The organism is Blastopirellula sediminis (assembly GCF_020966755.1).
Lineage (GTDB): Bacteria > Planctomycetota > Planctomycetia > Pirellulales > Pirellulaceae > Blastopirellula > Blastopirellula sediminis.
Window position 1 is genome coordinate 571,699 of sequence record NZ_JAJKFT010000010.1, and the last position, 23,214, is coordinate 594,912.

Annotated in this window: 20 protein-coding genes; 10 read left to right on the forward strand and 10 right to left on the reverse strand. The window is 58.5% G+C overall.

All coding sequences use genetic code 11. The features are described 5' to 3' along the window. Positions 1-28: 28 nt before the first annotated feature. A complete protein-coding gene (locus LOC68_RS13935; RefSeq protein ID WP_230219723.1) occupies positions 29-841 on the reverse strand; it encodes a TerC family protein in 813 nt (270 codons plus the stop codon). 204 nt (positions 842-1,045) lie between these two features. Here LOC68_RS13935 and LOC68_RS13940 point away from each other — a divergent pair, with 204 nt between their 5' ends. After that, positions 1,046-1,996: a sugar phosphate isomerase/epimerase family protein gene (locus LOC68_RS13940; RefSeq protein WP_230219725.1), complete on the forward strand. Its 951-nt coding sequence runs from the start codon at positions 1,046-1,048 to the stop codon at positions 1,994-1,996. Positions 1,997-2,013: 17 nt separating this feature from the next. On the opposite strand, the gene LOC68_RS13945 is transcribed toward LOC68_RS13940, so the two are convergent. From LOC68_RS13945 to infC, 7 genes are all read right to left on the reverse strand, one after another. Further along, complete coding sequence (locus LOC68_RS13945) at positions 2,014-2,727, reverse strand: DUF4190 domain-containing protein (RefSeq protein ID WP_230219727.1); 714 nt, start codon at positions 2,725-2,727, stop codon at positions 2,014-2,016. Between the two features lie 31 nt (positions 2,728-2,758). After that, complete coding sequence (locus tag LOC68_RS13950; RefSeq protein WP_230219729.1) at positions 2,759-3,343, reverse strand: CvpA family protein; 585 nt, start codon at positions 3,341-3,343, stop codon at positions 2,759-2,761. Positions 3,344-3,384: 41 nt separating this feature from the next. Continuing rightward, positions 3,385-5,214 (reverse strand): ATPase, T2SS/T4P/T4SS family, encoded by a 1,830-nt coding sequence (locus tag LOC68_RS13955; RefSeq protein ID WP_230219731.1) that lies wholly within the window; start codon positions 5,212-5,214, stop codon positions 3,385-3,387. Then, positions 5,214-6,359, reverse strand: a complete 1,146-nt coding sequence (locus LOC68_RS13960) for a type IV pilus twitching motility protein PilT (protein WP_230219733.1) — start codon at positions 6,357-6,359, stop codon at positions 5,214-5,216. The genes LOC68_RS13955 and LOC68_RS13960 overlap by 1 nt, the downstream gene beginning before the upstream one ends. Positions 6,360-6,382: 23 nt before the next feature. After that, positions 6,383-7,153, reverse strand: coding sequence for an imidazole glycerol phosphate synthase subunit HisF (gene hisF, locus LOC68_RS13965; RefSeq protein ID WP_230219742.1), 771 nt, complete (start codon positions 7,151-7,153; stop codon positions 6,383-6,385). A 318-nt stretch (positions 7,154-7,471) separates the two neighbouring features. After that, positions 7,472-8,542: a DUF1559 domain-containing protein gene (locus LOC68_RS13970; protein WP_230219744.1), complete on the reverse strand. Its 1,071-nt coding sequence runs from the start codon at positions 8,540-8,542 to the stop codon at positions 7,472-7,474. A gap of 603 nt (positions 8,543-9,145) precedes the next feature. Then, positions 9,146-9,733 carry a translation initiation factor IF-3 gene (infC, locus tag LOC68_RS13975; RefSeq protein WP_315858797.1) on the reverse strand — a complete coding sequence of 196 codons (588 nt, stop codon included), beginning with the start codon at positions 9,731-9,733 and terminating at the stop codon, positions 9,146-9,148. Between the two features lie 338 nt (positions 9,734-10,071). Here infC and LOC68_RS13980 point away from each other — a divergent pair, with 338 nt between their 5' ends. The 3 genes from LOC68_RS13980 to LOC68_RS13990 all read left to right on the forward strand — a co-directional run bounded on the left by LOC68_RS13980 (position 10,072) and on the right by LOC68_RS13990 (position 15,382). After that, positions 10,072-11,445 (forward strand): trypsin-like peptidase domain-containing protein, encoded by a 1,374-nt coding sequence (locus LOC68_RS13980; RefSeq protein WP_230219748.1) that lies wholly within the window; start codon positions 10,072-10,074, stop codon positions 11,443-11,445. Positions 11,446-11,634: 189 nt separating this feature from the next. Then, a complete protein-coding gene (locus LOC68_RS13985) occupies positions 11,635-12,438 on the forward strand; it encodes a hypothetical protein (protein WP_230219755.1) in 804 nt (267 codons plus the stop codon). Between the two features lie 256 nt (positions 12,439-12,694). Next, positions 12,695-15,382: a bifunctional acetate--CoA ligase family protein/GNAT family N-acetyltransferase gene (locus LOC68_RS13990; protein WP_230219757.1), complete on the forward strand. Its 2,688-nt coding sequence runs from the start codon at positions 12,695-12,697 to the stop codon at positions 15,380-15,382. 99 nt (positions 15,383-15,481) lie between these two features. On the opposite strand, the gene LOC68_RS28835 is transcribed toward LOC68_RS13990, so the two are convergent. Beyond that, entirely contained in the window at positions 15,482-16,132 is a 651-nt protein-coding gene (locus LOC68_RS28835; protein WP_449243697.1) for an REP-associated tyrosine transposase, read from the reverse strand. Between the two features lie 471 nt (positions 16,133-16,603). On the opposite strand from LOC68_RS28835, the gene LOC68_RS13995 reads away from it, so the two are divergent. Further along, complete coding sequence (locus LOC68_RS13995) at positions 16,604-18,049, forward strand: TonB-dependent receptor (protein ID WP_230225144.1); 1,446 nt, start codon at positions 16,604-16,606, stop codon at positions 18,047-18,049. Positions 18,050-18,141: 92 nt separating this feature from the next. Here LOC68_RS13995 and LOC68_RS14000 read toward each other — a convergent pair whose 3' ends face one another. Further along, the gene (locus LOC68_RS14000; protein ID WP_230219759.1) at positions 18,142-18,591 is read right to left on the reverse strand and encodes a DUF1569 domain-containing protein; all 450 of its coding nucleotides are present in this window, start codon (positions 18,589-18,591) and stop codon (positions 18,142-18,144) included. Between the two features lie 239 nt (positions 18,592-18,830). On the opposite strand from LOC68_RS14000, the gene LOC68_RS14005 reads away from it, so the two are divergent. The 5 genes from LOC68_RS14005 (at position 18,831) to LOC68_RS14025 (ending at position 23,123) form a co-directional block, all read left to right on the forward strand. Continuing rightward, a complete protein-coding gene (locus LOC68_RS14005) occupies positions 18,831-19,592 on the forward strand; it encodes a class I SAM-dependent methyltransferase (RefSeq protein WP_230219761.1) in 762 nt (253 codons plus the stop codon). A 19-nt stretch (positions 19,593-19,611) separates the two neighbouring features. Continuing rightward, a complete protein-coding gene (locus LOC68_RS14010) occupies positions 19,612-20,508 on the forward strand; it encodes a DUF1963 domain-containing protein (RefSeq protein ID WP_230219763.1) in 897 nt (298 codons plus the stop codon). A gap of 118 nt (positions 20,509-20,626) precedes the next feature. Then, positions 20,627-21,049: a GNAT family N-acetyltransferase gene (locus LOC68_RS14015; RefSeq protein WP_230219764.1), complete on the forward strand. Its 423-nt coding sequence runs from the start codon at positions 20,627-20,629 to the stop codon at positions 21,047-21,049. Between the two features lie 132 nt (positions 21,050-21,181). Next, positions 21,182-22,258: a class I SAM-dependent methyltransferase gene (locus tag LOC68_RS14020; protein ID WP_230219766.1), complete on the forward strand. Its 1,077-nt coding sequence runs from the start codon at positions 21,182-21,184 to the stop codon at positions 22,256-22,258. A gap of 217 nt (positions 22,259-22,475) precedes the next feature. Then, positions 22,476-23,123 carry an adenylate kinase family protein gene (locus tag LOC68_RS14025; RefSeq protein WP_230219768.1) on the forward strand — a complete coding sequence of 216 codons (648 nt, stop codon included), beginning with the start codon at positions 22,476-22,478 and terminating at the stop codon, positions 23,121-23,123. The last annotated feature ends 91 nt before the right edge of the window (positions 23,124-23,214 follow it).

Genomic DNA, 23,214 nt, shown 5'->3' on the forward strand with positions numbered 1-23,214 from the left:
TCCGCTGTCGGGGCTAACCGTTAGTTATCTAGTGCCCTGCCGATTCTTCGATGGCCTGCTTCTTCCCTTTCGCCACCGATTTCATCCGCAGGTTGAGCATTTCGACAATCAGCGCGAACGCCATTGCGAAGTAGACGTATCCCTTGTCGAAGTGGGCGCCGGTTCCTTCAGCGACCAGCATCACGCCGATCAAGATCAAGAAGCTGAGGGCCAGCATTTTCAGCGTCGGGTGACGTTCAACGAAGTTCGAAATCGGGTTGGCGAACGTGATCATCACGCCGACCGCAGCGATCACCGCCGCAATCATCACGTAGATGCCGGGGATGACGCCGCCGATCGAGCCCTTCACCATCCCAACCGCGGTGATGACCGAGTCGAGCGAGAAGATGATGTCGAGCATCATGATCTGCAGGATGACTCCCCAAAAGGTCACTTTCTTCTTCGGCAAGTCCTCGCCGTCGCCATGCGGCTCATGCTCCAGCTTCTCATGAATCTCGCCGACGCTCTTCCAAATCAGGAACAACCCGCCCCCCAACAAGATCAGGTCCTTGATCGAGACGTGATTCAGCTCTTCGTGCTCCAGCAAATACTCCGATTGGATCCCCAGGTCGGTCCAACTGAAGATCGGGAAGGTCGCCTTCATCACCCACGAGATCGTCATCAGCAGTAGGATCCGCATCACCAGCGCCGCTAATAGCCCCAGCTGACGAGCCTTCGGACGCTCGGCCTCTGGAAGTCTCCCAGAGACGATGGCGATGAAGACGATGTTATCGATCCCCAAGACGATTTCGAGCGACGTCAGCGTTACGAGGGCGATTAGGGCTTCGATCCAAGCGTCCATCAAGCGGCGATCCTGTTAGCGCGGATAGGAGTTTGAGCGGTTGTTCGTCGACGGAGCGGCGATCTTGGCCCCCTCCGACGCGAGTATCATAGCCGAGACTCTCTGCTGCGCATACGGACGGCGGCGGCGTTGAAATCGCCCCTGCGTCGGTTCAGAATAGAACGATTCCCACCTGACTTCCCGCACACCCTGGAAACGCCTGCGATGTCCTACCAACTCGATCGACGCGACGCTTTTCGCTTGGCTGGCCTGGCCGGCGCCGGATTCTGGCTTGGCGCTTCAAGCTCCCTGGCGGCCGAAACTACGGCAGCCGGCGATCATGGCATTCGCTTTTGTCTGAATATGTCGACGATTCGCGGGCAAAACCTGCCGCTCGACCAGGAAATCGAAATCGCCGCCAAGGCGGGCTACAGCGGCGTCGAACCATGGATCAACAAGATCGCCGCCTACCAAGACGCGGGGGGCAATCTCGACGATATCCGCAAACGGATCGCCGACCACGGCATGCAGGTCGAAAGCGCCATCGGCTTCGCCCAATGGATCGTCGACGATGAAGCGGCCCGCAAGAAAGGGCTCGAAGACGCTCGCCGCGACATGCTGCTGGTCAAAGCGATCGGCGGCACGCGAATCGCCGCTCCGCCGGCTGGAGCGACCAAAGGAGAGAAGCTCGATCTATTGGTGGTCGCTGATCGGTATCGCGCATTGTGCGAAGTGGGAGAAGAAGTCGGCGTGACGCCGGAACTGGAGCTGTGGGGCTTTTCGGCCAACCTCAGCCGGTTGGGTGAAGTCGCGTGCGTGGCGACCGAAGCGGCTCACCCGCGCTCCTGCATCATGCCGGACGTCTATCACATCTACAAAGGAGGCTCCGACTTCGCCGGGCTTCGCGTGATCAACGGCGCCGCGATGCCGGTCTTCCACATGAACGACTATCCGGCCGCTCCGCCGCGGAGCGAAATCAACGACAGCTTCCGCGTCTTTCCGGGAGACGGCGTCGCCCCGCTGACGCAGATCATTCAGGATCTGAATGCAGGCGGTTTCCGCGGCGCGTTTTCGCTCGAACTGTTCAACGCCGAATATTGGAAGCGGGACGCCCTGGAAGTCGCCAAAGAAGGGCTGACGAAGATGAAAGCGTCGGTCGATAAGGCGCTCAGCTAGGACGATCGAGCGATCGCCTACTGATCGTTAGCGAAGCCGATATTCGAGACGTACCACTCGTAGTCGACATTGCTTTCCTTGCGCCCGGGCAACCGTCCCAACTCGATCCCGATCTCGCGATGAGCGTCGCCGCTGGTCGCCTCAAAGACGCATGTCGGAAACGGCTTGCCGTCGTCGTAGCGGATTTGCGCCACACGCAGGAACCGGAAACGGGGCTTCGGCTCTTTGTGCTCTTGCAGCCACTTCACGGCGACATTCCCCATGAAATCGCCGTACTGTTCCAGCGCTTCCGGATTTTCGCTGTAGTAAACGTTTAGGTCGCTGTCGAGCGGTATGCGTCCGTTGGCCGAGATCGTCAGTTGGTGCGCCTCTTGGGGACTATCCACCGCCAACGGCAACCAGGCGGCGGCGAACTTCTCGGCGTTGCTTTCGATCGCTTGGGCGGTGATCAGACTATGAGCGACGCCGGCCGATCCCAGCACGCCGGAGAGAATCAATCCGAGCATGGCGATTCCTTTGCCGGTCAGGTGATCGCTGTTATTGATGTTGCGCAATGCGATCAGCGCGACGATGATCCCAACGATCGGCACGAACCAAAAGATCTGGTTCGAAATCGCCAGGATCGATGCGAACCCCAAAACGACCGCTGCGATCGCAGCGCGGCTCGGCTCGCGATAGTTGACGAGGTCTTCGTTTCCGGCGGACAGTTCTGGCGAAGAGAATTCGGTCATCAGTCTACAAACTTACAAGCGATGGAATCGACTACGGCGTGTCGAACAAGCCCTTCTTCGTCTTCAGTTCGGCGTTGCGTTTCAGGCGCGACTCAATGTACTTGTCGGTCTCAAATGGCTTGCCGAGCAACCCCATTCCCAAGGTCGACGGAAGCTGAACGTACCAGCCGCCGAAAATGGCCCCGCTCGCACTGAAGGCGCTTCCGCGCATCATGTTTTGAAAGCCTTCGGCTCCAATCGGCGCCGCAAAGAACGAAAAAGCGCACCACGCTAAAAAGATGGAGGAGGCCCAACCGCAAAAGACGTAGTCGAGAATTTGTTCGCGGGTGCCGCCCCCGATCCGAACCGGCACCGGCGAAAGCTTTTCGGTAATCGCGCGGGTGATCGCAAAGAAGATGAGGAACAAAATCCACATCGACAAGAATTCGGAGAAGTAGAAGAGCCCATCGTACAGGCTGACCAGCAAATTCGCCAACGGCGTCGCGTAATTCGCCGCCATAACCCCTGCGAAAGTGATGTTAAACATCATCAGGGCGCAGGTCCAAAAGCCTTGACTGAAAGTCAAGGCGAAGAACGCCACCTGCAAAATCAGCAGGACGAGGTAGTTCATATTCATGGCGTAAACGCCTTTCTGAGCGTGTTGGGCTCTGGGTTGTCTTATTCTTTAAGTGCGCGACCGATTTCTTCCAGCGACGTAACGCCGCTGACCGCCAGCAGAATCCCTTCCTCCTGCATCGTGCGATTGCCGGCCTGTTTGGCGGCGGCTCGCAACGTTTCCAGTCGCGGCTGCGACACCAGCGCTTTGCGGAAGGCGTCGTTCACTTTCACGAATTCGAAGATGCCGACGCGACCGTAGTACCCAATGCCGCCGCACTTGGTGCAAATCGACTTCGGATCTTCCGGATTCGGCTTGCCGGCGCGATAGAGCGTATCGACGCGTCCGGCCGGAATCCCCAACTTCTGCAACATCTGCGGCGTCGGCTGGAACGGTTCACGGCACTTGTCGCACAAGCGACGGCAAAGCCGCATATTGAGCGAAGCGCTGATCGCCTGGGCGAACGCTTTCGGCTCGGCGCCGATCGCCATCACGCGCAAGATCGCTTCGACCGCCTCCTTGGCGCGGGTGGAAGTGAAGACCAAGTTCTTTTCAGCCGCTTGGTCGATCAGCACTTCCATCGTCGTAGCGTTGTCGATCTCGCGAAACACCAGCACGTCCGGTTGCTTGCGAAGCAAGGTCGGCAGCAATTGCTCTTGCGCCTGGTTCTCCGGATCGTAGGTCATCAAGTTGACGTTCAGAATCTCCGGCTCTTTGGAGGTCGTCTTTTCGAGACCGGCGAAGTCGCGAATCAAACGGTCAGTCGAACCGATGCCCAGCGAATAGAGCGTCGAGAGACCGCCTTCCGGCCGCGCCGAAAAGATGAATAGCCCATGCGGCTCGAGCATCGCTTGCTTGACTTCTTCCAGCAGCTTTTCTCGCATTCCCAAGTCGATCAAGGTGGTCAGCTTCGGATCGTTGCCGGACAATTCCAGCAAGACTCGTTCGCCGGTCGGAACGCCTTGGCTCGAGATCTTGCAGGTGTACTTCGCCTTCCCGTAATTGGCGCCAAACGTTCCCTGCTGTCGCGAGCGGCGATCTTCCGGCTTCAGAGCCGAGATCAACTTCATCAGCGCCAGCATCAGATCGCTCGATTCGCGATCCCGGGCTTCGCCGGCGTGCCAGACGCCGTCGATGAAGTACTTCATCTGTACGTTGTCTTTGCCGTAGTCCATCAAAACCTTGGACGCGCGGCGTTCATGAATTTCGGCGATCAGCTCTTTGACCCAGACATAAGCGTCCGGCGCCTTCTTCGCGTTGTAGAGATTGGCGGTGTTCTGTTCGCCGCTTCCCCCTTTCGGGATCAGTTCGACGCTCGGTCCCATGTCCCACGGCTCTTTTCGCTCCGCCGCCACTTTTCCGCCCGACATTTGCGACATCACAAAGCGGATGTGGTCCGGCGTCATCACGCGCAAGTGAGGATCGAGCATCGCGTTCCGCTTGTTGATATAAATCCAGAGCGGCACGACGTAGAGGGCGACGGCGAAGAAGAAGCCGAGGAAAAACGGCACCAGCGCGATGAACGCCCAGCTCAACAGGAAGAAAGGCCAGAAGTTGGCCGAGACCCAGCCGGCTTGCGACAGCTTCATGCGTTCGCTGTCGACGCTGACCCAGGTCGTCGAATAGACCCAGCAAAGATAAAGCCCCCACGCCATCAACAGCATGACCGGATTGACGAATCCGTAGTCGCCCGGCTCGCCGATTCTTGGCCCCGATGGCGAAGCCGCCGGAGTCGATGCGGCCGGAGCGGGCGCTGGCGCAGCGGCGGGCGTTTCCGTGGCAGGCGCCGTCGCGGGCGCTGCGGCCCCTTCCTGGGCGGATAGGTAGACCGGCGCCGATAAGACGACCGCCAGTGCGGCCGTCGCAAGGATAAGCGAAGAGATGCGCTGCATTAGACCATACCAGGTTGCGAAACATTGATGCCCTTGAGCGACATCTTCAAAGCTTCCAAATTCGGCGCGACGGCGAACGCAGTCTCGCGATCGATCAACTCCTCATCGATCAGCCCCTTCAGACTCATCGTGAAGTCCTGCATACCATCGTCCTTACCGACTCGGATCGCGTCAGGCAGCTTGCTGTCCTTCCCTTCCAGAATCAGCTTTTGAATCATCGGGCTGAGGGTCATGATCTCGACCGTCGGCACGCGGCCGACGCCCGGCTTGATCGACTTCAACAGCTTTTGGGCGACGATGCCGCGCATGTTGAACGCGATGGCGCTGCGAATCGAGCCATGCATTTCTTCAGGGAACAAGTCGAGAATACGACCGATGGTGCTCGGCGCGCTGGAGGCGTGAATCGTACCAAACACCAAGTGCCCGGTTTCCGCCGCGTGAATCGCCGTGAGGAACGTTTCCTGATCACGCATTTCGCCGATCAGGATGATGTCGGGGTCTTCACGCACCGCGTGCCCCATCGCGATTTCAAAGTTCTTGACGTCCTGCCCGATTTCGCGCTGGTTAATCAAGCACTTGTCTTCGGTGTAGACGAATTCGATCGGGTCTTCCAGCGTCAGGATGTGCTTGGAATAGTTGCGGTTAATCCAGTTGAGCATCGACGCGATCGTCGTACTCTTACCGGAACCGGTCACCCCGGCGAGCAGCACCATCCCCTGGTCGAACTTGCAGAGCGACTCCATCACCGGCGGCAAGTGGAGCCCTTCGAAGTTCGGAATCCAGTTGCTAATGCGACGAGCGACCAGCCCCAGGTTGCCGAGCTGCGTCAACATGTTCACGCGGAAACGCCAGCGAACGCCGTCGACGTCAATCGAATGCGCGAAGTCCGCCCCGCCGTTTTCTTCCAGAATCTTCTTGTTGCGTTCGTCGAGCAGCGGAATCAACAGGCGAACCATTTCTTCGCCGTCGACCGCTTCGCGATTCAACTCGCGCAGCGTACCGTTGATGCGCACGATCGGCGGGCGCCCGACTTTCATATGCAAGTCGGAACCTTCCAACTTCACGCAGGCTCGGAAGATCTTGTCGACCTCCAGCTCTACTTTCTTCTTCAGGTATTTTTCTTTGAGTTCCGGGCCATCCGACATCTGTTCGTTCTCCGACTAGTCCGCTAGATCCGCACGGCGACTCCGCGCTCGGCCATAATCCGTTTTGTTTCCGCAATCGAGTATTCGCCGAAATGAAAAATGCTGGCCGCAAGGGCCGCGTCGGCTTTCCCCAGTTGAATCGCATCGGCCAGGTGCTCCGGCTTCCCTGCGCCGCCGCTGGCGACCACCGGAATCGAGACCGCTTCGCTGACCGCTCTCGTCACTTCAAGATCGTAACCATCTTTCGATCCGTCGCAGTCCATGCTGGTCAGCACAATCTCGCCGGCGCCGAGCTCTTCGACCCTTTTGGCCCACGAGACCGCTTCCAGTCCGGTCGGCGTCCGACCGCCGTTGATATGCACTTCCCAGATCTCTTCCCCCGCTTCGTTCTTCACCCGCTTCGGGTCGATGTTGACCACGATGCACTGGCTGCCGAAGCGTCTGGCCGCTTCTCGTACGAATTCCGGGTTCTTACAGGCCGCCGAGTTGATCGAGACCTTGTCGCTGCCTGCGTTGAGCAAGGCGCGGATATCTTCGATCGTGCGAATCCCTCCGCCGACGGTCAGCGGCATGAAGACTTGCTCGGCCGTTCGCTTCACGACGTCGAGCATGATCGCTCGCTCTTCGTGGCTGGCGCAGATGTCGAGAAAGACGAGTTCGTCCGCCCCTTCTTGCTCGTAGCGCGAAGCGACTTGCACCGGGTCGCCGGCATCGCGCAGGTTGACGAAGTTGGTTCCTTTCACGACGCGACCGTGGTCGACGTCTAGACAAGGAATCACGCGATGAGCCAGCATCGGCGACTTTCGAGTTAAATAGTTGCGTAAACGGGAGTTCCGACCAGTCGCCAGCAGAAGTTTGGCGACCGAAGAGGTGCAAATCTACTGTAAGCCGGGCAAGGGAGAGGGTCAACTAACCCAGCCGCTCTACAGATGCCGATCTTTCCGATTTGCCGAGGGAGAATCCGGCGATTTGACGGCCAAACCCGCCGCGGCGACTCCCCCCGGTCGGAGCCGGCGCAAAAAAAAGGCTCGCGAGCGCCACCTGACGCTCGCGAGCTGAGTTGTCCATCGTTCGATATCGCCCGTTCGCTGGAAAAGGAACAGGCGAGCCGATTAATATTCGCCGATCGTCTGACCGTCGTTGCGGATACCAAGCTTTTGGTAAACGCCGAGCACGGACGGGGTCGGGATCGTCGGCGACAGGTTCACCGGATCGCTCGGGGCTTCGATGCTGGTCAAAGCGATGTCCGAGTTGCCGAAGTTGATCGTTTCCGCAATGAACTTCACCGAGCCGTCGCCGAAGGCGAACTGGGTGCCGCCCGGGTGGTTGCTGCTGAAGCCGTCCCACATGGTGCCGGCGGCGCCATAGGTGGTCGCGGTCTGATCTTTGTAGTTCGGCGGAACGCTGACCTTGCCCATCGAGTTGGCGTTGTAGCTGGTGGCGTTGGCGTTCATCGCGGCGACGCCAGCCCAGGTGCCCACCCCTTGGTATTCAGCACGTTCGCCGACCAGGAAGGTGTTGCTGGTGCCGTCGGTCATCGACTGGAAGCCGGTCTTGCTGTTGTTGAAGATGATCCCGTTGTTCTTGAACACCTGGGTGTCGTAAACGCCCGAGCAAGCGACGTAGTTGGTGGTGCTGGTCTGCAGGAAGACCGGAGTCGGGGTACCGCCCGCGAAGGCGCGGACCGAAGTGCCGGAGGCGCAGCCGGTCTGAGCGACGCCGGTCGTCGGGTTCTTGACGTTGCGGCAGCTCGGCAGAACGCTGGCGGTGTCGCTCGGGCAACGGAAGGCGTCGATTTCAGCGACCATGCCGAGGTTCGTCGCGCTGTTGACGGCGGTGCTCAGCGGGGTGTTCATGCTGTTCTTGGTGACGCCCATCAGGTCGTACAGGTTGTTTTGTTCGAGCTGCGGCAGGACCAGCGAGCCCCACGACCAAGCGTTGACGTAGCCGTTGCTGCTGCTCTGGACGGCGCCCGACGGAAACGTCTTGAACGTGTCCGCGTAGTTGTGGCAAGCCAAACCGAGTTGCTTCAGATTGTTGGTGCAGGACATACGACGAGCAGCTTCACGAGCTTGCTGCACGGCCGGCAACAGAAGGGCGATCAAGACGCCGATGATGGCGATCACGACCAGAAGTTCGACGAGCGTAAAACCTCGACGGCGCATACCTAGAGCGATAGACATTGCCTCTCCAAAAGAAAGCGAAGGGAAGAACTGTTCCGTGTGTGCGGATGATTAAACGACGAGATGCGTTTTAGGTTCCGTTGGTGCCTCTCAGATTTCGCTGAAGAATCGGACCCTATTTGGTTAATTCAAGATTTGAACCCCAGGTATGTCAAGCGAGCGGTCGTGAAAAAACTTTAATATGCAATCCCCAATAAACGCTGCGAATTCTTACGTTTTTTCTATCCACAGTCGCCGTGCCCTGAATTAATAATTCTTTGCTGAAACGGACGCGAATTTCGCACATATTGCTGGCTTGGTCGCCACTAGGACCGCTAGATCACGCGGAGCGAAACTGGGAATTACGGGAACCCGAGAGACGAAAAATACTTTTTTTCTGTCATGCAAATGAGGGGGTCGCAATCGCTTAATTTCAACGCCAAAACGACGATTTACCCCGTTAGCTAGCTCGAGGAGGCGATCAACGGAAAACCGGCGGCGTGATCGAACGCAAGCTTATCCCAGATCGTTTCGCCTAATTCGGCGCATAAAAAAAGCCCGGCGAGCCGTCGCCAGGCGTTTTTTTGAGATCTGCGACTCGCTCGAAGGCGAGTCAGTCGCACGTTAGCTCGCCTTGGGAGCGATGGTGCACATCATGCGGCGTCCCATCTGCTTCGGCGTCGACTCGACCTTGCCGTATTCCTCCAGCAGCTCGATCACTTGATTCATGACGCGCTGACCTTCGTCAACGTGCGCCATTTCGCGACCGCGAAATTGGATCGAGACTTGGACTTTGTCTTTGTGCTTCAGGAAGGTAATCGCCTGCTTCACTTTGAATTCGATGTCGTGATCCCCGGTCTTGGGACGCAAGCGAATCTCTTTGGTTTTCGCGTGATGCGAGTGCGATTTGTGTTGTTTCTTGTTTTGCTGGTATTTGTATTTGCCGTAATCCATGATGCGGCAAACAGGAGGATTCGCCATGGGGGCGACTTCGACTAGGTCCAGTCCAGCAGTACGCGCACGACTCAGCGCTTCTTCCGTGGGAATGATCCCGAGTTGTTCTCCTTCTTCATCAATGACGCGCACGGGAGACTTACGAATTCTCTCGTTAATGCGCGTTTGATCGCGTTCACGTTCGCGATCCCGTGAATTCCGGTCTAAGATGGCAGTTGATCCTTTTTCGTGGATAGAAATGGGAAAAGCTGGGCGCACAACCCAGCCGCTAGTTTTGACAAGTCTAGCATTGTAGCTATTTTCGGTACAGTTTGCCTCCCGTTTTTAAGCTCCCCCAAAAATAACGAATTTTTCGACCTTTCTTGGTGGGAGGGGGGCCTCGGCCGTCGGATCGACGGCCGCCTCTACTTGAGGGAATCTTGGGCAATTCCCCGCGATTTCTCAAAATTGTCTTCGATTGACCTTGTCCGACTTGCCCCGGAACCCGACATTGGTCCGACCTCGCGAACGATCGAGGCAAGGATGCTATCACGTTCGCACGTTTCAGGTACCGCATTGGGCGTCTTTTTCGCCCCCACGATCCAGGGAGGGACGCGATGAACGCAGTCTCCGCGCTATTGTTGTCGGTTGCGCTGGCCGCCGCTCCGGCTGATGATTCTCAATCGCCAGTTCTCTACTATGTGACCGCCGATTGGTGCGTCTACTGCCGCGAAATGAAACCGACCGTTGAGCGGCTCAAAGCGGCCGGCTACCCGGTCGTGATCGTCGATCAGACTCGTGAACCGGACATGGCGCAGCGTCTCGCGGTTCGCGGCCTCCCCGCGTTTCGCATGGTCCACCAGGGCAAAATCATCGCCCAAACCGAAGGGCGAACCAGCTATGACGAGTTGGTCGCCATGTTCCCGCAAAAACCGGTCGCCAACCCCAATCCGGCTCCGCAGCCAGCCGCTGCGTCGCAAGTCGTGCGGGGGCAATCTCCTGGCGCCATGATGACTTCCGGCAATTCCTCAGCCGCTCGCCAAAAGGCCCTGGCCGCGACGGTTCGCCTGAAGGTGATCGACCCCAACGGTTTTTCCTACGGCACCGGCACCGTGGTCCACTCGCATCACGGCGAAGCGCTCGTCCTGACGTGCGGTCACTTGTTCCGCGATTCCAAGGGCGCCGGCGAGATCGAAGTCGAATCGTTCGCCCCCGGCGCCAGCGGCGCAATCTCCGGTCGCCTGCTGAGCTATGACCTCGATCGAGATGTCGCGCTACTCACTTTTAAGCCGAATTTCCCGCTCGAAGCGGTCACGATTCGCACCCCGGATCAGCCGGTTACCGTCGGCGAAAAGGCGTTCACCGTCGGCTGCGACAAAGGGGCGGACGCGACGATCCGCGAAAGCCGCATCAACAGCATCAACCGCTACCAGGGTCCGGATAATCTGCAAGCCGCGGGCGCTCCGATTGACGGACGTAGCGGCGGCGGTTTGTTCAACGACGCCGGCCAATTGATCGGCGTCTGCAACGCAGCCGACCCCGAATATGACGAAGGTTACTACGCCGCGCTGAAGACGATCTTCTCTCTGCTCGAAGAGAAGCAGATCGCCCACCTCTTCACCGGCCATGCCGCCCAGCCGCAAGTGGCGCAGAACGCCCCGAGCCGCAACCCGGCCGGTCCGTCGATGCCGGAAATGCCGCGGTCGCAGCCAAGCATGCCGTCACCCTCTGGCGCCGACGTCGCCATGGCCAGCGGGATGATCTCGGGAAGCAGCGATCTGACCCCGGCCGAACGAGAAGTCCTGGAATACATTCGCCAGCACGGCGGAGAAGCGAACATCACGCTCTTGTTCCATTCCAAATCGAACCCCAGCGCTCAGCCGGCCGCGTTTACCCTCCCGAACCGTCCGTCGCCCCAGTTTTTGCAGCACGTATTGAGCGCTGCGGCGGGGCAAAACGGGGGAATGGTGGTCCGCGGACAGAGCCAATAATTCGGGTTATTTTGCCCGCAAATCCCCACTGAATTGCGCGGACCTGTCAAATATTCCGCGCGTCAGCCAGATTTTAGGGAAACGGTTTCCCGTATGGCGCAATTTGGGCAACCTCGATACCTGCGAGCTATGTTTTCTTCGCAGCCTACCTAAGTAGCTCGATAAAACAGCCCGTCTCGAGGACATCCGTTGCTCCTGTTTGCGCTAATCTCCGTTCTGAATCTCGCCCTGGGCTTCGCCGCTGCTGTGGCGCTCGGCTATGGCCCGCGCCCCTGGTGGGGAATCTTCGCCGAAGCGGGAACGACGGGAACGGTGCGGATTGAGAAGCTTGAGGACGAACCGGCCCCTCCGACCGACGAATCAAACGAAGCGGAGCCGGAAGAGGACGACGAGGAGGACCACCTCGACGACGAAGACGATTCCGAACCAGGGGACGACCTGGATGAGGAGCCGGAAGAGGACGACGAGGCTCTGACCAAGGCGAAGTTGGCCAAGCTCCAGGAAATCAACGCCAACAAACTGGCGAAACGTCTCGAAGAAGAACAACGCCGCGCGCCGACCAAGAACGCCAAAGACAAGGCGAAGTCTCCCCCAGCGGCCGAAATTGCGAACGCGCCGGAAGCGGTCGACGAAGAGGAAGCGGCGGAAGAAGATTCCTTCAGCGTCTCCAGCATCATCGACGATGACGATCTGTCGTCCATGATCGGAGAAGCGGCGGACGAGGAAGAGGTCATCGTCCCCGATGACATGGAAGAACTGCTGGGCGCCTCCGAGTCGCACTTCGCCGACGATGACATCGACGAGTCTCTGGACGAAATCGAGTCGCTGCTGAAGGCCGCCGGCCAACTGGAATCAGACATCGCGGCCGCAGCGGAAGAGGACCTCGAGACCGAGGAAGACCCGGTCATGGAAGTCGCCGAGCAAGACGAATCGGAGCCCGCGGATATAGAACTGACCGCGGACGAAATCGAAGCGATGTTCAAGCTTCAGTAGTGCGCGACGGCTTCCGTTCAGTTCGTAGTTAGCGAATCTGCGCGATTTCTCTTTTAAAACTCTATTTCGGCCGACGTTTTACGGTGACCCGTTCCGCACAATTCCTGCGGAAAAACAAGGCTAAAATCCGCCAAACGCCTGCTTCCGCACTTCGTCGGGATATTTCAACCGCCGCCTAATCGCGGTAGTTTAGTACGCGCCCCGGTTGATCTTGATTTACTGTCAAACCTCATTGGAAAAACGAGGTCCAGGCGGAATGGCGATTCGTAATCTCTCCAAGATTTTCCACCCGAAATCGGTCGCGGTGATCGGCGCTAGCCGCACTCTGGGGAGCGTCGGCAACACCGTCGTCAAAAACCTGATCAGCGGCGGGTTCCAAGGGAAGATCTATCCGATCAATCCCAAGTACGACACGATCGAAGAGCTCCCCGCCTTTGGCAAAGTCGCCGATCTTCCGGAGGCTCCGGATCTGGCCGTCATCTGCATTCCGGCCGCCGGCGTCCCTGCGTTGATCGAAGAGATCGGCGCCAAGGGAACTCGCGGCGTGGTGATCATCTCGGCGGGGTTCCGCGAAACCGGCGCCGCCGGCATCGAACTGGAACGTCGGATTCTGGCCGCCGCCGACAAGTACGACGGGCTCCGGATCATCGGTCCCAACTGCTTGGGCGTGATGTCGACCGCCGTGAATCTCAACGCCAGCTTCGCGGCCAGCAGCCCGCGGCCTGGTCGCGTCGGGTTCATCTCGCAATCAGGCGCGCTCTGCACGTCGGTCCTCGACTGGTCGCTGCAAAAGAACATCGGCTTTTCGCACTTCATCTCGGTCGGCAACATGCTCGACGTGCAGATCGGCGACTTGATCGACTACATGGCGAACGATCCGCACACCGACTCGATCATCATGTACGTCGAGTCGATCAGCGACTCACGCGAGTTCATGTCGGCCGCGCGGGCATTTGCGCGTCAAAAGCCGATCATCGCCTACAAAGCGGGGCGGTTCGCCGAATCTGCCCAAGCCGCCGCTTCGCATACTGGGGCCTTGGCCGGGGTCGACGCCGTCTACGAAGCCGCCTTCAAACGGGCCGGCGTCGTCCGCGTCTTCGACAGCGATAACATGTTTATTTGCGCCGAGCTCCTCTCCAGCAAAAAGCTGCCGACCGGCGATCGCTTGGCGATCGTCACCAACGCCGGCGGGCCCGGCGTGATGGCGACCGACATGCTGCTCGACCGGAACGGCCGTCTGGCGAAGCTAGCCCCGGAGACCATCGACTCCCTCACGGCGATCTTGCCGGCCGCCTGGTCGCACAGCAATCCGATCGACGTACTGGGAGACGCCGACGCCCATCGCTATGCCGAAGCGCTGAAAGTCACCTTGGCCGACAAGAGTGTCGACGCCGCACTGGTGATCCTGACGCCGCAAGCGATGACCGATCCGATGGGAACCGCCATCGAGGTCGCCAAGATCGTGCAAAAGAGCCCAAAGCCGGTCCTCTGCGTCTGGATGGGTGGAGAAATGATCCGCGCCGCGGTCAATCATCTCGACGAACATGGGGTGCCGACCTTCACTTCGCCGGAACTCGCGGTTCGCTCGTTCATGCATCTGGTCTCGTACGCGCGGAACCAGGAAATCCTGTACGAAACGCCCCGCGATATGCCGGTCAAGTTTCCGCTCGATCGCCAGAAACTACGGGCCGTCTTCAACACGATCCTCAGCGAAGGACGCGAGATTCTCTCAGAAAGCACTTCCAAGGCGCTGCTGGAAGCGTACGAGATTCCGGTCACCAAGCCGCATGTCGCCTGGTCGAAAGAAGATGCGGTGATCCTGGCCGAACGGCTCGGCTATCCGGTGGTGATGAAGATCTTCTCGCCGCAGATCACCCACAAGACCGACGTCGACGGGGTGAAGCTCAATCTGTCGAGCGCCGCCAAGGTCGAAGCGGCCTTCGACGCGATGATCGCCTCGGCGAAAGAAAAACGCCCGGACGCGATGATCGAAGGGGTGACGATCCAAAAGATGATCTCGGCGCCCAACGCCCACGAGCTGATCGTCGGCGCCAAGCGCGACGACGTCTTCGGGACCGTGCTGATGGTCGGCGCCGGCGGCATCGCAGCCGAGATCTTCCGCGACAGCGCGCTCGAACTGCCGCCGGTCAACGAACGCCTTGCGCGGCGGATGCTTGAATCGCTCCGTAGTTGGCCTTTGCTGGAAGGGTATCGCGGGCGAAAAGGGGTGAACGTCGATCGCTTGATCGAAACGCTGATGCGGATTTCGTACCTGGTCGCCGACTATCCGGAGATCAAAGAGCTCGACATCAATCCGCTCTTGGCGACCGACAAAGACGTGGTCGCGCTCGACGCGCGGATCATCCTCGACCGCAAAGCGTTCCTCGATCCGCCGCGGCCTTACTCGCACCTGGCGATTCGCCCTTATCCGGAAGAGCTGACCCGCACCGCTTATTTAAGCGACGGGACCGAAATCCTCCTCCGCGCGGTCAAACCGGAAGACGAACCTCTCTGGATCGATCTACACGAGAATTGCTCGGAGCAGACGATCTGGTTCCGCTTCCGTTACTTGTTTAAAGAAACGACGCACGAGATGGCGTCTCGCTTCTGCTATATCGACTACGACCGCGAACTGGCCCTGGTCGCCGAATTGAACGAAAACGGCCAACGCAAACTGATCGGCACCTCCCGTCTAGTCGCCGACCCCGATCGCCGCGAAGCCGACTACGGCGTGCTGGTCTCCGACGCCTACCAAGGCCGCGGGCTAGGCTCGATCCTGACCAACTACAGCCTCAAGATCTGCAAAGACTGGGGAATGAAAGAAATGGTCGCCGAAACGACGCCGGATAACTCGCGGATGATCGAGATCTTCCGAAAGTGGAAGTTTGAACTCGATTTTAAAACGGCGGACGACGCGGTGCTGGCGCGCAAGCAAGTGAATTAAAAACTGGTGCCATGCTCTTGCGGCGTCTTCGCCGGATGAGCATGTCTTCGCCCCGCCGCTACCGCAACAAATCCGAACCAATATCGTCATCCAAGTAAGTCAGCGGCGGAAATCCAACGTCAACAAGCCGTCCGCTCGCGAGTCCCAAGCCAGGGCGCTCGACCAAGGCCAATCGATCGTGCGTGAAACGAGTCCGCGCCTTACCGGGTTTTCATGGACGTACCGAAGCTTCCGGTGAACTTCTAAAACGGAATCGATGTTTCGATCATAGCCGCCTCCTCGCTGCCAAAACCGAAATGTACGAGATCCGTTTGGCTGCACGTCCTCTAGTCGCGGTAAGAAATCGGGAGCGTTGTTTCGTAACCAAGTGATCGCCTGACGCGAAGTTGACATCTTCGTCGTCTTCAGAATATCGCCGACCAAAGTTCCCGGATGCGGCCAGAGAAGCAAATGAACATGCTCCGGCATAATCACATATCCCCACAGATCGAACGGATGCTGCGACCGACTGCTGTTGATGGCGTCGAATAGAAACCCTCGCGAGCGGTCACGAGTGAGGAGGGGTAATCGGCGAAAACAAGAAAAGGTGAGGAATCGGGCGTCGCCGGGAATCTCGTAGCGACGGAGAGTTTTTCGATGCTCTTCCATGCGCCCAGTATTGTGGTGGGGGTAGGAGAGTGCAACAGTTTTCTTTGGAGGTAATGAGCGGGACGAAGACATGCTCATCCCGCGAAGACGCGGCAAGAGCATGGCACCAGTTTTGGGAAAAATCCGCGTTCCCGTCGTCTCCGTCCCTCTAACCCGCAATCGCACAAACCGCCTCAATCGCCGCGGGCACACTGGTCGAGAATAGCTCCTACGGAAAGTCTTCACATTAGCCAAGCTGCTCCGGTTGCAACAACTCTGGGCAGGTTTATGCCTGATTTAATGCACCGTCCGGGGCGAGGTACGCGCGAAAGTCGCTCCCTGCCGAGCGAACGCTCCCTTCCGCGGAGATTGGCATATCGTTTGCTTTCCTAATCCCCCGGAAACGCCGAATGGATGCGTCCGGTCGTTCGTCTTCCCAGGCGACGCCGCCGACCTAAACCAAGCTTCATCAAGGAAAGACTTGACATCGCTTGCGTTCCATTCGCTACACTGAGGGCGGCGCATTTGCCATACGTCAGATACGGTTTCCTCTCCCACTCTCCGACAAAACCGAGTTCGAACGTGCACAAACCGATGATCGAGTCTTCCGACATCAAGACGATGGAAACGCGCCAAAAGGCGCTCAGCGTTAACCTCGACCCCCGCCGCTACGGCACCTTCGCCGAAATCGGCGCAGGCCAAGAAGTGGTTCGCTGGTTCTTCCGCGTTGGCGCCGGCGCCGGCACCATCGCCAAAAGTATGTCCGCCTACGACATGCAAGTTAGCGACGCGATCTACGGACGCGCCGCTCGCTACGTCTGTCGCGAACGCCTCCAGGCGATGCTCGACCAAGAGCACGCGCTCAACCTGGAACGCTTGACCGAAGCTCGCGGCGAAACGAGCACCTTCTTCGCCTTCGCCGACACGGTCGCCGCTCGCGGCTACAAAGGAAACACCGACTGCCACGGCTGGATGGGGATCAAGTTCCAAGCCCATCCCCGCGACGAAGATAGCCAGATCATCATCCACGTCAAAATGCTCGACAACGAGACCGCGCTGCAGCAAGAAGCGCTCGGCATCGTCGGCGTGAACCTGATCTACGGCGCGTTCGCCTTCAACCACGAGCCGGAACTGCTGGTCGATTCGCTCCTCGACGGGCTGTCGACCTCCCGCATCGAAATCGACATGATCGAGTTCTCCGGGATCGCCTTCCGCCGCGTCGACAATCGCTTGATGAGCTTGAAACTGGTCGAGCTGGGCCTCAGCGGCGCCGCAATGTTCGCCGCCAACGGCACCGTGCTCCAGCCGTCCGAATTCCTCTACCGCAAACCGATCCTGGTCGAACGCGGCAGCTTCCGTCCGGTCTGCAACGTCAATGTCGACATGCTCCGTTGCGCCCACGAGAAGTTCTCGGAACTGCCCGACGTCAAAGGGAAAGAAGTCGCCCAGGTGATGGAAATCACGATGCGGAATCTGAAAGCGCAAGGCGAAATCGATCGCCGCGACTTTCTCGCCCGCGCCGACGTCATGGCCGCGTGCGGCATGAACGTGCTGATCTCCGACTACTTTGAATACTTCCGTCTGGGCGCCTACCTTTCGCAATGCACGAAAGAAAAGATCGCTATCACGATGGGCGCCGCCAGCTTGAAAGAGCTGTTTGAAGAGAAGTATTACACCGAACTGCCAGGCGGCATTCTCGAATCGTTCGGCCGCCTCTTCAAGAACGACCTGAAGATCTACTGCTATCCGTTCCTCGATCCCAAGACCGGCGAATTGACGACCGCCGACAATCTGGAGATCAAACCGGAACTCGCGCCCTTGTACAGCTACCTGCTGGGACGAGGCGGGATCAACAACATCGACAACTACGACAGCGAATGCCTTGGGATTTTCTCACGCGAGGTGTTGCGCAAGATCGGCGAATGCGATTCGAGCTGGGAAAAGATGGTCCCCGAACCGGTCGCACGGGTCATCAAAGAACGGAAGTTCTTCGACTACCAATGCCCCGACACCGAAACGTGCGCCGTCCCGTCGAAGTAAAACCAGCAAACTAAACTCGAAGGTCTAGCGTGTAGGGCAGGCCGTGCCTGCCGAGGTGGAAAACGTCTCCATTTCGGCAGGCACGGCCTGCCCTACCCATTTCGAACGCGAACAAACTTCAAATGATGTTCGCTATGCCGCAAGTGAAAGCCGATCCACTGGTCGTGCGAAAAACCGCCCAGCACAGGATGGGGCGGATGCGGTCCTTCATGACGCTCAAATCGCTCAATGGCTTGAAGTAGCCGCGCGTGTTGCTCCGCCAGATCGGCGTCCTTGGGGGGCGCGAGTTTGTCGGCGATCGACGCTGGGATCGGAATCCCCCACGGAAAACGAACCCGCGTCACAAACCAGCGAAACGGCCGCAGCACCGACCGCGCGAAAAAGTTGTACCCGGGCGGCAACCCTTCGACCGAACCTTCAAACGCCGCCGCCAGATGATAAAAAATCTGCGCCGCAGTCCAGCGACCGGTCATTTCATGCGGCGACTGGGCGATTTCCGCCAGACGCGTTTTGAGTTGGTCAAGATCTTTGATTTGCGACATACCAGGATCAGCTCGACAAAAAACCTTGCGCTATTGAGTATAGAAGCGATTCGCCGGCTGACGACAGCACCGTCATATTCGCGCAAGCGATTGGCCGAATCGCTGCGGATTGGGGAACCAGCGAGAATTCCATTGGCGATCGCGTCGCAGAAGGTAATACTACGTCGAGTAGCCCCTTTTCTGCTTGGCCCGTCCACCAGCGGCGCAATACTTCGCCCCCTAACGCAAGCGAGAGCCCCATGAACGCCAAAGTTCGCAAATTTCTTTCCGATACCGACGACTACCGGGTCGCGTTTGAAACCTTTCTCGCCAACACCGATCAAAAGGTGAACGCCCGGGCCTGGATGGATGCGGAGATTCAGAAGCTGGACGACACCGACGTCTTGGTTGACGCGGGCGCAGGAAACGGCGAGCTGACCAAGTACCTGGTTGATCGCTTCGGGTCGGTGATCGCCATCGAGCCGAATCCGTATCTGCTGGAGCAACTGAAAGTCGATTGCCCCGACGTGCTGACGATCGCCGATGGCATCCTCGGCGCCAAGGTTCCGCCGCAGTCGGCGAGCCTGGCCGTTTGCTCGCATGTCTTCTATTACATTCAGCCAGAGCTGTGGCAAGACAACCTGCAGCAGATCGCGTCGTGGCTAAAGCCGGGCGGCAAGGCCTGGATCATCCTCCAGCGTCCCGACACCGACTGCATGAAAATGCGTGATCATTTTGGCGAGCAAACGTTTTCGCTGCAGCCGCTATGCGATCAATTTGTAGAGTCGCACGGCGAAGACTTTGACGCCGTCATGCATTCGATCGACGCCTTCATCACCACCAAGAACTTGAAGGACGCTTATGTGATCGCCGAGTTCATGATGAACATGCTGCCGCTGGAGTCTCCGCCGGACGCCGCCGACTTGGAAGCCTACGTCGAACAATACTTCGCTGAGTCGCCGACCAGCTATCGGTTTTCCTGCACGCAGAATGTGTTGGAATTGACGCGAAAAAACAGCTGATGTCTTCCAGAGACTGACAATGCCCAAGTCGACCGAACCTGCGAAAATTAATATCGAGACGATGATTCCGGGAATCGCTTCACAGGCGAAAGTCGCGATACGTCTTCATCCGACGCCGTGCGACAACGTGCCGGAGGACGTCTCCAAGATCGGAGGTCGCTTTGTCTGGCCGAAGGCGGAAGCCTGGCCCCAATGCCATGACTCACGGCACGAATATGCAACCAAGCCGCCCATATTGGCGCCGGTCGTTCAACTTCGCGCGGCCGATTTTCCAGAGGTCGAATTTCGCCCAGGCAGCGATCTGTTTCAACTTTTGTGGTGTCCCGTCACCGAGGACGCCTGCGACGAGCTGATGGCGCCAGCGCCGTTCGCATTCTGGCGCAGTCTGGACGATATCGTCGAACGACTTGACTTTGAACCGCCGACTGACGCATCCGACGTAATCGAATCATACCTTCTGTTTCAGCAATGCATTCCGCAACCTTGCGCTATTTCCCCGGAACGTGTGCGAGAGTATCCGGTAATCAGCATGTTGCCCGACGAACTGCTCGATCCGCTGCCGGAAGAAATGTGGGATACCTATCAGCAAGAGGAAGTCGGTCCTTGTCCTGCGACGAAGATCGGAGGACATCCCTATTGGATTCAAAACGATGACACGCCGACTTGCGACTGCGGCGCGAAAATGGATTTCTTGCTGCAACTGCCCGACTGGGAATACACCAATATGGACGCATACCAGCGCTGGATCCCGTTGGAAGATCGCTGGGCCGTCAACGCATATCACTCCGACCGAACGCAGGAAGCTATGCTCGACGTTTTGAAACCGATGCGGTTCGACTTCAATCATTTCACGAAGTACGTGTTCGTATGTCGAGCGTGCGAGTCATGGCCAGTCAAACTGATTGAGCAGCACTAGACTTGGCCGATGCGATTCTCCCACAGCTTTACCTTCGCCTAGGCCGCGAACCTGACGCTCCCTTTTCCGCTCCGAAGCACGTGGTCCCCACGTTCTAATTCTTCGCCGGGAAACGTCGATGTCCATTCGCCAGGTCGATGCGCTCTGCGAAGCGCAACTCGTTCAGCTCACAGAACTCTTTCAAAACCTCTGGTGGACGCCCGGTCGTCAGCTGGAAGACGTTCGCATCGCCGTGGGCCACAGTTCTCTGGTTATCGCCCTGATTGACGAAGCGGCTGACGACCGGCTGGTCGGGTTCTGCCGTTTGCTGACCGACTTCACCTACCGGGCGATGCTGTATGACGTCGTCGTCGATCCCGCCTACCGCGGAAAAGGGCTCGGACAGCGTCTGATTAATGCGGTAATTGCGCATCCGCGACTAGCTAGCGTCGAGACGATTGCCCTGGCCTGCGCCGCGGATATGGCCCCGTTTTACGAGCGTTTTGGCTTCCAAACGCAGGATTCGGAGCTTCTGACGATGCGGCGAAAAAAAATCTTGTAACAAACGCCGACCTCTTTCGCTTCGCGAGATAGGCCCTGAAGGCGGGCGAAAACCCGACGTATCCGGCCGCAAGCGAACTGGCCAGCTTCGCTGCGGTCAGATCCGTCGCCAAATCGTGAACGGGAGAAAGTGATGTCGACAGCGATGGAATTGGATTCGGCGAAAATGGAATCGTTCGCCGCTCGTTTTTTGGACGCGATGAACGGCGCCGCGATGATGCTGATGTCTTCGATCGGACATCGGACCGGGCTATTCGACACGATGGCCGAAATGCCGCCGGCGACCAGCGAAGAAATCGCGTGGGCCGCAGGGCTGAACGAACGCTACGTCCGCGAATGGCTGAACGCCCTCGTCGCGGCCAAGGTGATCGACTTTGATCGCGCAGATCGTAGTTATCGCTTGCCGGCCGAACATGCGGCGCTGCTCACCCGAGCCGCGACGCCGTCGAACCTGGCGTCGGTCGCCCAGTGGATCGCGGTCCTTGGTTACGTCGAAACGCAGGTCGTCGACAAGTTCACCCACGGCGGCGGCGTCTGTTATCACGAGTTCCATCGCTTTCATGACGTGATGGCCGAAGAGAGCGCCCAGACGACCGTTTCGGCGATGATCGATCATATCCTTCCGCTGGTCGACGGCTTGCATGACAAGCTAGAGCAGGGGATCGACGTCCTCGATATCGGCTGCGGCTCGGCCAAAGCGCTGATCCTGTTGGCCGAACGGTTTCCGAACAGTCGCTTCGTCGGTTATGACCTCTGTGCCGACGCAATCGTCGCCGGTCGCCGCGCAGCGGAAGAGAAAGTCTTACCGAACCTGATCCTGAAAGTCCGCGACGTATCGCAACTGGAAGAAAAAGATCGCTTCGACCTGATCACCGCGTTCGACGCAATCCATGATCAGGCCTATCCCGACAAGGTGCTGCGAAACGTATCGAGCGCCCTGCGTCGCGACGGGATCTTTTTGATGCAGGACATTCGCGCTTCGAGCTTCGTCGAAAAGAACATCGACCAGCCGCTGGGCGCGTTCATTTATACGATCTCGTGCATGCACTGCATGAGCGTTTCCCTCGCCCAGGGCGGCATGGGACTAGGCGCCGCCTGGGGCGAGGAATTGGCGGAAGAAATGTTGATCGCCGCGGGATTCGCCCAGGTCGACATCCGCCAACTGGACCACGACATCATCAACAACTACTACCTCGCACGATTGGGATAACGAGGAAAAAGACTGCATACATCTCGGCGCTTTGGGGGAAGGCCGGTTGAAACAAGGGGGAGCTGCAAAGCTCCCTCTTGTTTTTTTATGAATTCGCCCAAAAGCGACTTTTCGCCGCTCGCTTCGTCTGCTCGAATGCCGCTAGAGCCCCTTTTTCCGGGTCGCTGCGCCGGATTCGGACCAACCCGCGGCGCGAGAATCTGTTGCGAGTCGAGCGATGCGAAAATATATCATCATGGGCGTCCAAGGGTGCGGCAAAGGGACCCAGGCCAAGCTCCTCTGCAAAGCGTACGATCTGGCGCATATTAGCGTCGGCGACATCTTTCGCTGGAATATCGCCAACCACACGAAGTTGGCGGCCCGCGTGCAGCGATTGATCAGCCATGGCGAACTGGTCAGCGATGATATCGTCGCCGACGTCGTCAAAAGCCGCCTGGCCGAACATGACTGGAACTTTGGGTATATTCTGGACGGCTTTCCGCGAAACGCCGTTCAGGCCGAATTCTTTCTCGAATCGTACGACATCGACGCGGTGATCCATATCGTCGTGCCGGACGATGTGGTGCGCGAGCGCGTGCTGTCGCGGCGTCTCTGCAGCGGCTGCGGGCTCGACTACAACCTGATCCACCATCGCCCCCGCAATATGGACATCTGCGACGTTTGCGGCGCTCCGCTGACGCAACGTCCGGACGATACGCCGGGCGCCGTCGCCGATCGGCTGAAAACCTACCACGAGAAAACGGCGCCGATCCTCGATCTGTTTCGCCGCAAGGAGCTGGTCCTGGAAGTCGACGGCATGCAACCGGCCGACGCGGTCCACCAAGAAATCCAAATGCAGCTCGGCCTCAAGTCTTCCTGGCGGTAGCGCATAAAAAAAGGGAGTTCTCATCGGGGAAAAGAGAACTCCCTTGCAGCAGCAGAGCGTGACCTCCGGCCGCTGTTTTCACTCTTCGTTG